Origin of the sequence: Proteus terrae, assembly GCF_003144325.1 — a bacterium.
In the GTDB taxonomy this organism is placed as follows: Bacteria; Pseudomonadota; Gammaproteobacteria; order Enterobacterales; family Enterobacteriaceae; genus Proteus; species Proteus terrae.
The window spans coordinates 132,895-146,569 of sequence record NZ_PENS01000004.1 but is presented as its reverse complement, the minus strand read 5'-3'; the positions used below and the strand labels follow the sequence as shown (position 1 = coordinate 146,569).

Here is a 13,675-nt window from a genome sequence, read left to right as displayed (position 1 = left end):
TTACCCATCTAACCATTTAGACGTCTAGATGTAGATTCTCTTAATTAGGTTATTTAGTCAACAACTATTCACCCTATTTTTGATGAGGATAATTCAATAGAAATGAGAGAAAACTTCATGTTGAAGTCTTCTTTATAAAGAAAATCAACTTCACCATACATAAGCTGTATAATTTTTCTTCTATAATTAAATGAATTAACTTATTGAAGGGCGGCGAAATGATCACCTGTAAGCGTGTGTATAACGATAAAGAGGGAACCCATGAAGGTTATCGCGTATTAGTGGATAGATTGTGGCCAAGGGGCGTGAAAAAAACAGATTTTCATTATGATGAGTGGAATAAAGAAGTTGCACCTTCGACCGAATTACGAAAATGGTTTCATGCTGGTGGCGGTGATTTTACTGAATTTACCCAACGTTATATTGAAGAATTGACAGGCGCTCCTGAACATTGGCGACCTCTTCTTGTAATAGCAAAAGAGCAACCGCTAGTATTACTTTATTCAGGTAAAGATGAGCAACAAAATAATGCAACCGTGTTAAAAGCTTTTCTAGAAAAACAATTAGCTCACTGTTAATAATGAACAATTTGAGCGTTTTGGTAAAAAAAGCAAAAAAAAGTGGCGCGGTATTAGGCGCCACAAAAATTGCTAATAAAAACATCGAACAGAGTCAGAGAATATTTTTACTACTCTTATGCAGTGTGTGTATTTGCCGCTAACCATTGACTAATACGCTGTTTTTGTTCGTCATTTAGCCACATGCCGAGTTTGGTACGACGCCAAATAGCATCATCAACTTCGATAACCCACTCATGTTTCACTAAATAACGTAATTCTGCTTCATACAGATTATGACCGAAGTTTTCACCCATACCTGCTAAATCAGTAATACCTTCAAGCAGTAATTCAGTGTTGCTACCGTAAGTGCGAGCAAAACGTAGTGCCAGTGCTTCTGGTAACCAAGGGTGACGTTGACGAATTAAACGAGAATAACCATCACGATCACAACCTTCTAAATTACCACCCGGTAATTGACCATTTTTAGTCCACGGTTTACCCATGTTAGGGAAGTAGCTCACGAGTTTATCAACAGCGTGTTCACCTAATTTACGATAAGTCGTTAATTTACCACCAAATACAGATAACAATGGTGTTTGGCCATTATCATCATGAACATCTAAGGTGTAATCACGGGTGATCGCTTGTGGAGAATCTGATTCATCGTCACATAATGGGCGCACGCCAGAGTAATCCCAAACCACATCTTCTTTAGTTAACTGCTTCTTAAAGTGATCGTTATAGACTTTCAGTAAGTACTGAATTTCGTTGTCATCAATCGCGACATCTTTAGGATCACCTTTATATTCAACATCCGTAGTACCGATGATAGAGAATTCATCCATCCAAGGAATAACGAAAACAATACGGTTATCTTCGTTTTGTAAAATATAAGCTTGTGGTTCGTTATGAGCGCGAGGAATAACAATATGGCTACCTTTAATTAAGCGGATGCCATAAGGTGATTTCAGTTTTAAGCCTTCATCAAACAGCGTTTTAACCCAAGGGCCAGCGGCATTGACAAGTGCTTTTGATTGATAGAGCGATGTTTCACCCGTGCGTAAATCTTGTGCTTCTACCATCCATAAATTATTTTCACGCCAAGCGCGAGTGACTTTAGTACGGGTACGTACTTCACCACCACGACGAACAATTTCTTGTGCGTTGAGTACCACTAAACGTGCATCATCAACCCAACAGTCTGAGTATTCAAAACCGCGTGTTAATTCTGGTTTTAAAACAGAGTTTGCACCGAATTTAATACCTTTACTGCTTGGTAGGCTGACACGTTTTCCTAAATGATCATAAAGGAATAGGCCAATACGGATCATCCAAGCTGGGCGTAAGTGTGCTTGATGTGGCAGGCGAAAGCGCATTGGAAATGCGATATGTGGCGCTAAGCGTAATAATACTTCACGCTCCGCCAGTGCTTCGCTCACTAAGCGAAACTCATAATGTTCTAGATAACGTAAGCCACCATGAATAAGTTTAGAGCTCGCGGAAGATGTCGCACTTGCTAAGTCTTGAGCTTCCAGCATAAGTACTGAAAGGCCTCGGCCAGCTGCATCCGCCGCAATTCCAGCGCCGTTTATTCCGCCGCCGATGACAATCAAGTCTTGAGTTTTCATAACATCCTCCTACGAATGCGCGAAACAATTCTTTAATGTTCGTTTTCGCTCATAATTGTAATGAAGTTTGATGAAAATGCCAACTATATAACTGATAAAAAACATAACCGCGTGATATGGATAACAATTTATTATCATATCCACATGTTTTGTGTGTTTATTAAAAATAAACAACATTGTTAATGTATTAATAAAAAAAGAGAGTCGGCATATCAGAAAAGAGAGTAAATAGAGTGAGTTAAATTGATTTCAGTAGAAAATAGGTGAAAAAAAGTACCTAAGAAGGTACTTTTTGAGGAGTTTATTCAATTAACATAATTCGAGTTGAACGTTGTGTTGCTCAACAATTTTTTGGATCCCTGCTGGTGGTTCTTGATCGGTAAATAAGTAGTCGATCAAATTCATATTGCCTAAATTCACCATTGCATTACGACCAAACTTAGAATGGTCTGTCACCAACATTACACAGCGTGAGTTTTCGATAATTGCGCGTTTAGTTCGAACTTCATGGTAATCAAACTCAAGTAGAGAACCATCCATATCGATGCCACTTATCCCTAAAATGCCGTAATCAAGACGGAATTGAGAGATAAAATCAAGTGTGGCTTCACCGACGATACCACCATCTCGTGTACGCACTTCACCACCCGCAAGAATTAAGCGAAAGTCTTCTTTGCCCATCAGTAACGTTGCCACATTGAGATTGTTGGTCACGATACGTAGGTTTTTGTGGTTAATTAAAGCATGCGCAACGGCTTCAGGTGTTGTACCGATATCAATGAACAGTGTTGCACCATCAGGAATTAAGCTTGCGACTCGTTGTGCGATACGTGATTTTTCATCAGACCACATGATTTTACGATCATGATAAGCCGTATTCACTGAGCTTGAAGGTAATGCAGCACCACCGTGATGACGTTGGATTTTGTTCTTTTCCGCTAATTCGTTTAAATCACGTCGGATTGTCTGTGGGCTGACTTCAAAATGCTCCACCAGTTCTTCAGTGCTGACATAGCCTTGTAGGCGTACCAGTTCAATGATGGCATCATGTCGTTGCGTTTGCTTCACAGGTATCCCCTAATGTTAAAAATATCATGTTAATTTTATTATGATCTACGAGATAATTGATGTCGATTATCCCACAAAGCCATCAATAAGCCGATAAGGAAGCCTGCAAAATGTGCAGTATTTCCGATAGAGTCACCTAAAACGCCCATGTAACCCGCAACAATCCACAAAATCGAAAAGCCGATTAAGCCTGTTGGAACACCAATACCTTTTTCTGGATTACGTATTCCTGTTAAGCCTACATAGCCAATTAATGCGTAAACAACACCAGAAAGTCCACCAAAATTAGAGTCTGTAAACAGTGATTGTGCCCAATTACTAAAGAGCGCAGAAACGAGCATGATGACAAATAATTTACCCGTACCTAATCGCTGCTCTGTTTGACTTGCGAGATACCACCACATCGCAAGGTTAAAGGCGATGTGCATGAGTGAGAAGTGAACAAATGCAGGGGTGATGTAGCGCCAAACTTCAAAGTTCAGGCTCTCTTTATAAGGCCATGCCAAATGGAGCATAACGTTATAATCGCCTACTACTTGTTGCCAAATAAAAATAAGGATACATAAAATGACCACCAGAACCGTTAATGGGCCTGAGCGTTGCACCATATTTTTTATCGAAAAGGCTGGGCGATATTTTATACCCGTATTTTTCGGATCTCCGGTTTGCCAACTTGCTGCTTGGTAACGTGGGTGAAAAGGCTCACGTAAAAAAGTATTTAGTTCTTTTTCAACCATATCCAACTGATGTTGGTCTTCTAACCAAAGTGAGATCTGCTGATTTTCATTTTTTGTGTGAATTCGCACACCTTTCGTTGTCATATAATTGACAAACAAATCAGCTGCTTGAGGGTTAGAAAGCGTAATAATGTGGATCATTAACAAAACTCATCTGTAGTTATTGCAGAGAAGTTATCGCTTGTGGAAACTCTCTTAGCCATGCTTCAAAACCCCCGTTGATACTATAAACGGTTTCAAAGCCCATATTGACCAGATATTGAGCTGCGCCTTGGCTGCTATGACCGTGATAACACATCACCATCACAGGAACATCAAAGTCAGCATCTTGTAAAAATTGGTTTAGCGTATCATTGGTGAGATGAAATGCGCCGGTAGCATGACCAATGCGGTAACTCTGAGGATCTCTAACATCAACTAAGATTGCTGATTGAGATGTCCAGAATTGATAGGCTTGTTCAATGCTGAGAAATTGAAACTTATCCATAATTGTCTTATTTATTATATTGTTAATTGATTTATTTGTTCTGAGCGAGAGAACGATACATTTATCATAACGTCAAATAGGTAAAGATGACGTTACACTTTGTAAATGATTATTTTAATAAACAAATCCCCCATGATATCAGTGCAGGTGAGTATCATAGGGGATGTGATACTGAGGGATCAGTAGTAGGAGTGTTCGCCACGTTGGTGTTCAGTTAAATCTTTCACACCTTTCAATTCATCTGGGAACAGGTTTAACAGCTCTTTTTCGATACCATCTTTTAAGGTGACATCAATCATTGAACAGCCGTTACAGCCACCACCAAATTGTAAGATAGCATAACCATCTTCAGTGATTTCCATCAGACTAACGCGACCACCATGGCCGGCTAATTGTGGGTTAATTTGTGATTGCAGTATGTATTCAACGCGTTCAATTAACGGTGCATCAGCATCGACTTTACGCATTTTTGCGTTAGGTGCTTTCAGCGTTAATTGTGAGCCCAGTTGGTCAGTGACAAAGTCAATTTCTGCATCTTCTAAGAAAGGTGCGCTGATGTCATCAACATAAGCAGAAAGCTTTTCGAACTTAATTTCAGTATCGTTTGGCTCTACGGCATCAGGTGGGCAGTATGAAACGCCACATTCAGCATTAGGTGTACCTGGATTGATAACGAATACACGAATTTGGGTGTTGGGTTCTTGGTTAGCCAGTAGTTTGGCAAAATGCGCCTGTGCGGCATCAGTAATAATAATCATATCGTCTTGCTCAATAGTTGACTGTTCTGGTTGGTTATCATACGCCCAATTGGCGGTTAACTACAAGGTTCGGCAAATCGCCCATACCTCAACAGAGCGTGCTCCCGCACGAAATAACAAGGGGACAATACTCTTTAATGTCGCGCCTGTAGTGATAACATCATCAATTAGTGCCAGATTTTTCCCTGATACCGACACTGTGTTATTTAATACAAATGCATTCTTTAAATTTTGTTGCCTTTGTTTGGCATTAAGATGCGTTTGCACCAGTGTAGCACGAGTTCTTATCAGGGTATCCGGTTGATAAGCACAATCTAGCCATCTTGCCAAAGGCTTAGCGATAGCTTCTACTTGCTCAAAGCCTCTAGACCAACGGCGATGATGATGCGAAGGAACGCTAATAATTCTGTCAGGTTTCTGCACCAAATTTTCTCGCCGATGTGAAAGCCATCGCAATAGAAAAAGTCGTGCAAGACATAAAGCTATTTGAGGGCGAGGTTGGTATTTATAAAGGTGTAATAATTTATTTAATGGCGGTTTATAGTCAGTGACCGTCAACATCTGTTTCCATAATGGAGGCGATTGCAAGCAGCGCCCACATAGCATCATAGAGTGAGATGAGGGATGTAAACAGCATGGGCAGCGGTTATGCTGTTTAGGTAAATGTCGAATACAACTCGAACAAATACCTTTAGTATCATAATGTAAGGGTTGGCGACATAACCAACAATATCCTGCTATTGTTATCCACATAATGAAAATCCCTGTACTAAGAGAAGAGAGCATAACAATGAACAAATTGTATTGGCAGACAATGGGTGAAGGAAAAACGCATCTTGTGCTATTACACGGATGGGGATTGAATGCAGAGGTCTGGCAATCATTAATACCGCGACTAAGCCCGCATTTTACACTGCATCTTGTTGATCTCCCAGGATATGGTCGTAGCCAAGGTTTTCCTGTTCTCACATTAAAAGAGATGGCGGACATTGTTTTTGCCAAAGCCCCCGATAATGCCATTTGGTTAGGATGGTCTTTAGGTGGATTAGTCGCTAGCCGTGTTGTATTAGATAATCCTAATAATGTGCAAGCATTGATTACGGTGGCTTCTTCGCCTTGTTTTGGTGCTCATGGGGATTGGCCGGGTATCAAATCTGAAGTGTTAAAAGGGTTTGAGCAGCAGTTAAACGAGAATTTTCATCGCACAGTTGAGCGTTTTTTAGCACTGCAAACATTAGGTACGCAAAGTGCGCGTGAAGATATGAAGGCATTAAAGTCAGTAGTATTAGAGCAACCACTGCCTTCTGTCGAAGTACTTAATGGCGGACTAGAAATTTTGCGTACTGAGGATTTACGAGAAGAGTTAAAAACGTTGAATTGTCCTTTTATTCGTTTTTACGGCTATTTAGATGGTTTAGTTCCTCGGAAAGTGGCTGGATTATTAGATGCTATTTATCCACATTCACCTTCTGTTATTTTCCGTAATGCAGCTCATGCGCCATTTATTTCACATCCAGATGAATTTACTCAAGCGTTAATTGAGGGTTGTGAGATAACGTTATAATTATCTTCAAAGATCTGTCTTTTTATAAGGGCAGATCTTTTTATGCTGATGTTATTTATCCAATGTCAATAGAAGTATGAAACGTGGGGGCATTTTTGATGGTGTCAGAAAGTGGGCAAGTGTGTTCAATAAAATCAATAAATGTCTGTATTTCCTCTTTTGTATTATCAGCTTGAATAAAGTAATGTGTTGAAATACGACTTAAACCGATTTTTACACGCTTATTCTTTCCCATATATCCATCAGGGTCGATCTCACCTTTCATCTCAATACGGATATTTTTAAGGTTAATACGGTGAAGCCGTGCAAAACTCTTAGCAACAATTCCTTTACAGGCGCCAATTGAGGCGAGTAACGCTTCAATTGGATTAACGCCACTGTCTTCCCCCCCATAAGCAACTGGCTCATCAACAATTAACGTAAATTGTCGTGAAGCACATTGCATTTGTAAGGGAGAAGATGCGTCATTAGTGATAACAGATGAAAACTCAATAATTGGCATAATATTATCCTTTAAAAAGGGAATGTTATTTTTATCACCCAATAAGTGATATTACTTATCATGCCAATTAAGCGTAGGTCATAGTCTAAAAATAACGAGTTTAGAGCGCATTTTTCGATAAAGTTAATTCTTATTTTATGTCAGCTGTAATAATGCTGCCCCTTTATTAAGGGCAGCAATAACTACATGATTATGCGAGTACGTTTTCGAGATGAAATGACGTTTCTAGGATCGGTGTATTTTTTATTGTGTCTGCAACAGGGCAAGTGCGTTCAATAAAAGCGATAAATGCAGCGATCTCTTCCTCACTATTATCTGCTTCAATAAAGAACTCGGTTGTAATTTTGCTAAAACCAATTTTGGCTTCTTTATTTTTTCCGGTAAAACCATCGGTATCTAATTCGCCTCTGACTTCAATGCGAATATTTTTAAGATTAATTTGGTGCATACGTGCAAAGCTTTTTGCCACGATACCTTTACAAGCACCTAGCGTACCTAATAGTGCTTCCACAGGGTTCATTGCACTGTCTTTACCTCCCAGTGATACAGGTTCATCAAGTAAAAATTGAAATTGGCGCGACGCGCATTGCATTTGTAATCTGCCTTGCTCGCCTGTGGTGATCGTTGATGAAAATTCAGTTATTGGCATAATTTTTATATTCTTATAAAGTGAAATTAAATAGACGTCTTTACGTCTATAGTTAATGGATTATGCCGTGATAGTTAGGAAAGTAAATCATTAAATAGGAAGATGAAAATGATTCATCTTGCGCATTAGATAAAAAAAATCCCCTACATAAAGTAAGGGATTTTCATGATGGTATTTATCAATTTGTTAGACTATTTGATAAAGCTTTGTCTGGCAGGCCGTGGCTTCTGGGCAACTTTTACAGCTGCCCGTAAGACAATCTTCAACATCGACTTCTTGAAGCTTCCCCATCAATGTGAGCCGCTCTAACATTGCTTGCACCAACGGTTCAGGCATATTGAGTTGATGGCTGATAAGACGGGCATCGGCTCGACCATTAAGGGCGATACAATCACGTACTTCTATCAAACTGGCCATCTTACTTTTCCTTTGTCACTTAGTGACAGCTACCTTTTGAACAACATTGTTTAGCCAATGATGGCTTATTGCTTAAGTTAATTGTTAGACGATTACGAGCATTACGCAACAAGATAAATAGAACTAAGTTAAATATAACAACCGCAGCAATGGTGATTGTACTGCTTTGTGGATGCTCGCTAAAGGTTGCGGTTTGATAGAACAGCGCAGCCAGTGAGTAAGCAATATTTAATCCCCAAAGAATAGAGAAGGTCATCCAGCCACGACTGGTTTCACGAGCGATAGCACCCATTACTGAAACACAAGGTACATACAGTAAAACAAAGATTAAGTAGCTATAAGCTGCAATGCCTGAGCCAAATTTAGCACCCATGGTTCCCATTGTGCCAGTATCCATTTCACCATCACCTTTACTAGCTTCAATTGGGTTAGAAAGTGCAGCTAAAGTGAAGGTCTCTTTTAAGCTATCCCATGTTTCACCAAAGGCATCACCAATTTCTCCCCATAGGTCGAATTCTTCAGGATCAAATGGCTCATTAACAATGCTTTCTGCGGTATAGAGGGTATTTAATGTTCCCACAACCACTTCTTTTGCCATCGCACCAGTAACTAAACCAACCGTTGCTTGCCAGTTATCATTGTGAACACCAATAGGTTGCAGTAATGGTGTGATCACTTTACTGACAGACGCTAATGCAGAATCATTGATGTTATCTGCAGGTTTACCAGAGAAGGTAAAGCTATTTAGCGCACCAATAAACATACTCGCAATAATGATGACTTTACCAGCTCGTACAACGAAACCTTTTAGACGTTGCCATGTTTGCATGAGTAACGTTTTTAGGTGAGGAACGTGATAAACAGGCAGTTCCATCACGAAAGGTGACGCTTCACCGCGCATAATGGTGTGTTTTAGTAGTAAGCCGGTGAGGATAGCAACCACAATACCAAGAAGATAAAGTGAGAAAACAACACTCGCACCGTTTTTACCAAAGAAGGCTGCCGCAAATACCGCGAAGATAGCTAAACGAGCACCACAAGACATAAACGGTGCCATTAATACCGTGATTAATCGTTCTCTTGGTGCATCAAGAGTACGCGCACCCATAATAGAAGGTACGTTACAACCAAAGCCGACAATCAGTGGTACGAATGATTTGCCGGGTAAACCCAGAGCCTGCATCAATCTATCCATAACAAACGCAGCACGAGCCATATAACCCGAGTCTTCAAGGATAGATAAAAAGAGATACATCATCCCGATTTGTGGCACTAATGGAAGAACTGTATTGATACCACCACCGACACCTTGAGCAAGGAAAATTGTCAGCCATTCAGGGAAGCTAAAAGTTGCGCCAATCCATTGAATACCATGAATAAAGATAGCTTCAGAGCCACCTTCAAAAGCAGGTTGTAATGCACCACCGATATTAATTGCGAGTACGAACATTAAATACATGACAAATAGGAAGATAGGCACGCCTAACCAACGGTTTAATATCACTTTATCGATATTTTGTGTCAGGAGATTGGGCTTAATGGACTCCATATTAATCACAGCATGACAGATGCGCTCAATATTTTGATAACGGGCATCAGCAATGACTAATTCTGGCTCATTATTATGTTCGTCTTGAATTCGTTGACGAATGGCTTTGATATCTTCACTGGTGACTTGAGCGCGTTGATGGGTATAGATATCCCCTTCTAAACACTGTAATGCCATCCAACGACGTTGCTGTAAATTAAACTCATCATGATTAATTTTTTCAGCAAGTGTCTCGACTTCATTTAATAGCCATAGTGGGTAAGAAGTCAGTAATTCTTGTGGTTTTTTCTTTTCAGCAGGGAAGGTATCAATAGCTTCTTTGAGTTTATCAATACCAGATGCTTTGGTTGAAACCATTGGAATAACAGGGCAACCCAGTTGCTCTGAAAGTGCGTTGATATCAATTTGCATATCTTGGTGTTCTGCAATATCGAGCATGTTTAATGCCACAATACATGGAATGCCAAGCTCAAGCAGTTGCAAGGTCAAATAGAGGTTACGCTCAAGGTTTGATGCATCAACCACGTTAATCAGCATGTCTGCTTCATTACTTAAAATGAAATGGCAGGCAATTTGCTCATCAAGAGATGTCTGTTCTGAAATTGTCGTTAAAGAGTAAGTCCCGGGTAAATCGACGAGCTCAATTTTATGATTTGCAGTTGTGAAACGACCAACTTTGCGTTCAACCGTTACACCTGCCCAGTTACCCACACGCTGACGAGAGCCTGTTAACTGATTAAAGAGTGTTGTTTTACCGGCATTGGGATTACCGATAAGGCCTATAGTGAGAGGAGTCATAATAGTGATGCCAATAGTTGTCTTGCCAGGTTGAATGAGAAATAACGATTATTTTTCGTTATGAACCACTTCGCTAAGATTAATGAGTGCGAGATCTTTTTTTCTCAAAATTAGGGACACTCGGTGCGTTTCTATTTGAATAGGATCACCCAGTGGTGCGATACGAATAACGTTAAACACAGCGCCAGGTAACATACCTAAAGATAATAGTTTCTGTCTGTATGCAGGGCTAATCTGAGGTGAGTAGCTCAAGATTTTATAACTGTGATTTGGGATCAGAGACATAATCGTCCTTCCACGAATATTGATACAAAAAATAATGATACTGATAATTATTAACACGTATGAGAATTCACACAATAATAGTCAGGATAATTATAATAAATATTTTTAATGCTAATGAGAATTATAATTATCCTTATTGGGTATAATTTAGCCTAGTCTGTGCTTATCTGCACTTGATTTAAATCAACCAGAGAAAAGATATTGGGATGAAAATAGGCTGTTTACCTTATCTGTTACTAGACAAAAACAAAATGTGAAGAGTTGAAATGTCAACGTAGCAACAAAATAACAATCAGTTAATAATGTTAACGGGTAATAATATAAAAGTAGATTTCAAGAATATGAAGAACGCGAGCTTAAGTAAAAAGCTCACGTTGTCATGGTGAATACCCGCTAATTAGTGGGTTTGCTGGTGGCTAAAAAGTTGGTAAATATTATTAGGGGTATAACTATCAGCTTCGTATGAAACGACCCAATCTGTTATTAGTGCAGTGTTGATAGGATAGGTTTCACCTTCTTGCATATCCTCAACATAAAATGGCACGTTGAGTAATTTTGCATAAATCGTGTCTCCATCTCTAGACTGTGGCACGAACCACATATGCTCTAGTTCTTTTTCTTCCCCTTCACCATAAGGAATGCCAAACTTGATCATAAACTGCCAAGGGTTTTCGGTCTCTTCAGTTTTGTCTTTTCCTAATAACTTAGAGAGAAAACCACTTTTTTTCTCAACAGGCGGTTGATTGTAGTTATCAAACATAGAAACGAAGTATTCCCAGCGTCGCTTGGCTTTTTCAGACATCTCGTAGGTTTCTTCATTACTGCGCAGTAGCATCATCGCTTGTTGTTCTTCATAACCTCTAAAGAAGGTTTCTAAAACAGGGTTTTCTTCATTGGTTCTAAATAGCATAGAAGAAGGATGTTGATGGTATTCATCACGATCAGCTAAATCACCCAAGAAAATACCATTTGGTGCGCCTTCCGTGTCATAACGCATTTCCTCTAAAGGTCTAAGGTTTTCAAGTGGTGTTGATTGATTGACATGGCGGATACCTTCTTCAAAAGGTAATGCGACAAGATACTCCAATCCTGATGATGTTTGGCCACAAAGCATCGGTTCACCAAATTCAATTTGGCGATGATTAATACTATTGTTAACAAAGCAGCGGAAGAGATCAGGAATACCATAGTAAGACTCAAGCATACTGGGAATAACTAAATCGACTTCGGTTAAGCCACAGCGCGCTAATCCATGAGTGTGAAACCAGAACATGGTTGGTGGGTCATTTTCTGTGTCATAGACAGCATGAATAACATATAAGCTTTCTACTTCGGGATAGAGATCTGGGGTCTCTAATTGAAAGCGTATCCACTCAGGCGTTAATGCCTTACCTGCCGCTGATTCATCTAATGCTAAGACCATTTCAGGTGCAATGATATTGAGAAAGTTCAGTTGATGGCGATAACTTGCCAAAGGATGCAAGGCTTCAGTAAAGAGTGTTTCTAATAATAAATCTTGAGTTGTCGCATTCGCATGTGCCAATAGTTGTGGTGTGAGTTCGTCAGTCGAATACATTGGGCGTATTTCGTAATCTTCATCACGAGGGTAAAGACAAACGAAAAAATGTAACTCGGCATCACCATGCTGGCAGCGATAGAAAAAACCGTCATCAATATTTTCACTTAGATAATTTATCTCACCATCAGTGTAATCGGTTTGTTCTTCTAGGCGTTGTTCAATAAGCGCATAGTTTAGTGGCTGTGCAGGGAAAGCCACTATACGAGAGGGCACTTTTTCTCCTTGCCCGGCTGCGATATCTAAGTACTGCTGTTTGTTATCCATATTTTTTATCACTCGTATATTAAAGATAGAAAAATAGGATATCAGGGATAACAAGAGAGGAATAGATGGAGTTATCTGAGCTTGAGGTGGTTAATTAATCTATTGTTAATAGTGAGGATTAATGAAAAATAAAAAAGAAAAAATAATGGATATCAATAAGTTATTGATATCCATTAGATGTAAGGTAATTAAGGCAAATGATTAGCCTTTTGATTATTTACCTTTCAGTAATTGCATGATGTCTTCAGTTTTTTCTTCATCGTCATCATCTTCAAACTCAATACCTAGCTCAACCATTAATTCGTCAATGCGATCAAGGGTTTTCTCAGTATAAACCTGCTCTTCTGCATTGAGTTTTTCACCGTTTTCAAGACGAGACAGTAATTCATCTAAACGTGTGTCGTTTTCTAACAGGTCTAATTCTTGCTCAGGCGTTAAACGAACCGGCTCTGCTTTAACTGACGCAGGTTTTTTCTTCACAACTTTTGGTGCATCGCCCACAATTAGAGGGATCGGTTTTTTGCTGCCAATGCGTGGATCTTTCGGCGCTGTATTTTTAGCTTGCTGTTTATTTTCCGCTTCCTGCTGACGGTTACCGGCAGGATTGCCACGGTGTTTCTTTTGACGTTTACGTTCACGTCCTTCCGCGTTCAGCTCTTCACGTGATTTCTTACGTGCTTTAGCTGCGGGCTTTCTTTTAATCATATTCATAATGGTAACTCGATAGTGATCTTCTTGGTTGCGCAATCTATCAGAAACAAATTTTCAATAAAAGCGCAAATTTAAGACAATTTAATTTTTGCTCACGTACAATGTGTGGTTCGTTTCAC

General features: G+C 39.6%; 15 protein-coding genes. 2 read left to right on the top strand and 13 right to left on the bottom strand.

The features are described from left to right. Positions 1-218 precede the first annotated feature (218 nt). Positions 219-578: a DUF488 domain-containing protein gene (locus DK857_RS04105; RefSeq protein ID WP_109401608.1), complete on the top strand. Its 360-nt coding sequence runs from the start codon at positions 219-221 to the stop codon at positions 576-578. A 116-nt stretch (positions 579-694) separates the two neighbouring features. On the opposite strand, the gene glpD is transcribed toward DK857_RS04105, so the two are convergent. The 6 genes from glpD to gntX form a co-directional block, all read right to left on the bottom strand. Continuing rightward, entirely contained in the window at positions 695-2,188 is a 1,494-nt protein-coding gene (gene glpD / locus DK857_RS04100) for a glycerol-3-phosphate dehydrogenase (RefSeq protein ID WP_109395073.1), read from the bottom strand. A 309-nt stretch (positions 2,189-2,497) separates the two neighbouring features. Continuing rightward, entirely contained in the window at positions 2,498-3,256 is a 759-nt protein-coding gene (locus tag DK857_RS04095; protein ID WP_006534541.1) for a DeoR/GlpR family transcriptional regulator, read from the bottom strand. 38 nt (positions 3,257-3,294) lie between these two features. Continuing rightward, a complete protein-coding gene (gene glpG, locus DK857_RS04090) occupies positions 3,295-4,134 on the bottom strand; it encodes a rhomboid family intramembrane serine protease GlpG (protein ID WP_109395072.1) in 840 nt (279 codons plus the stop codon). 19 nt (positions 4,135-4,153) lie between these two features. Beyond that, a complete protein-coding gene (gene glpE, locus DK857_RS04085) occupies positions 4,154-4,480 on the bottom strand; it encodes a thiosulfate sulfurtransferase GlpE (RefSeq protein ID WP_069369522.1) in 327 nt (108 codons plus the stop codon). A gap of 179 nt (positions 4,481-4,659) precedes the next feature. After that, complete coding sequence (gene nfuA, locus DK857_RS04080) at positions 4,660-5,238, bottom strand: Fe-S biogenesis protein NfuA (RefSeq protein WP_109395070.1); 579 nt, start codon at positions 5,236-5,238, stop codon at positions 4,660-4,662. 60 nt (positions 5,239-5,298) lie between these two features. Continuing rightward, positions 5,299-5,991, bottom strand: a complete 693-nt coding sequence (gene gntX / locus DK857_RS04075; protein WP_109401607.1) for a DNA utilization protein GntX — start codon at positions 5,989-5,991, stop codon at positions 5,299-5,301. A gap of 37 nt (positions 5,992-6,028) precedes the next feature. On the opposite strand from gntX, the gene bioH reads away from it, so the two are divergent. Beyond that, positions 6,029-6,802 carry a pimeloyl-ACP methyl ester esterase BioH gene (gene bioH / locus DK857_RS04070; RefSeq protein WP_109401606.1) on the top strand — a complete coding sequence of 258 codons (774 nt, stop codon included), beginning with the start codon at positions 6,029-6,031 and terminating at the stop codon, positions 6,800-6,802. Positions 6,803-6,857: 55 nt separating this feature from the next. Here bioH and DK857_RS04065 read toward each other — a convergent pair whose 3' ends face one another. From DK857_RS04065 to yihI, 7 genes are all read right to left on the bottom strand, one after another. Next, entirely contained in the window at positions 6,858-7,304 is a 447-nt protein-coding gene (locus tag DK857_RS04065) for an OsmC family protein (RefSeq protein WP_109395067.1), read from the bottom strand. 190 nt (positions 7,305-7,494) lie between these two features. Next, entirely contained in the window at positions 7,495-7,953 is a 459-nt protein-coding gene (locus DK857_RS04060) for an OsmC family protein (RefSeq protein WP_109395066.1), read from the bottom strand. Positions 7,954-8,139: 186 nt separating this feature from the next. Beyond that, positions 8,140-8,370, bottom strand: coding sequence for a FeoC-like transcriptional regulator (locus DK857_RS04055; RefSeq protein WP_109395065.1), 231 nt, complete (start codon positions 8,368-8,370; stop codon positions 8,140-8,142). 19 nt (positions 8,371-8,389) lie between these two features. Continuing rightward, the gene (gene feoB, locus DK857_RS04050) at positions 8,390-10,717 is read right to left on the bottom strand and encodes a Fe(2+) transporter permease subunit FeoB (protein WP_109401605.1); all 2,328 of its coding nucleotides are present in this window, start codon (positions 10,715-10,717) and stop codon (positions 8,390-8,392) included. Between the two features lie 48 nt (positions 10,718-10,765). Next, a complete protein-coding gene (gene feoA / locus DK857_RS04045; RefSeq protein ID WP_036914344.1) occupies positions 10,766-11,002 on the bottom strand; it encodes a ferrous iron transporter A in 237 nt (78 codons plus the stop codon). A 397-nt stretch (positions 11,003-11,399) separates the two neighbouring features. Beyond that, on the bottom strand, positions 11,400-12,845 hold the full coding sequence (locus tag DK857_RS04040; RefSeq protein WP_109401604.1) for a DUF4026 domain-containing protein: 1,446 nt from the start codon (positions 12,843-12,845) through the stop codon (positions 11,400-11,402). A gap of 213 nt (positions 12,846-13,058) precedes the next feature. After that, the gene (gene yihI / locus DK857_RS04035; protein ID WP_109401603.1) at positions 13,059-13,556 is read right to left on the bottom strand and encodes a Der GTPase-activating protein YihI; all 498 of its coding nucleotides are present in this window, start codon (positions 13,554-13,556) and stop codon (positions 13,059-13,061) included. Positions 13,557-13,675 lie beyond the last annotated feature (119 nt).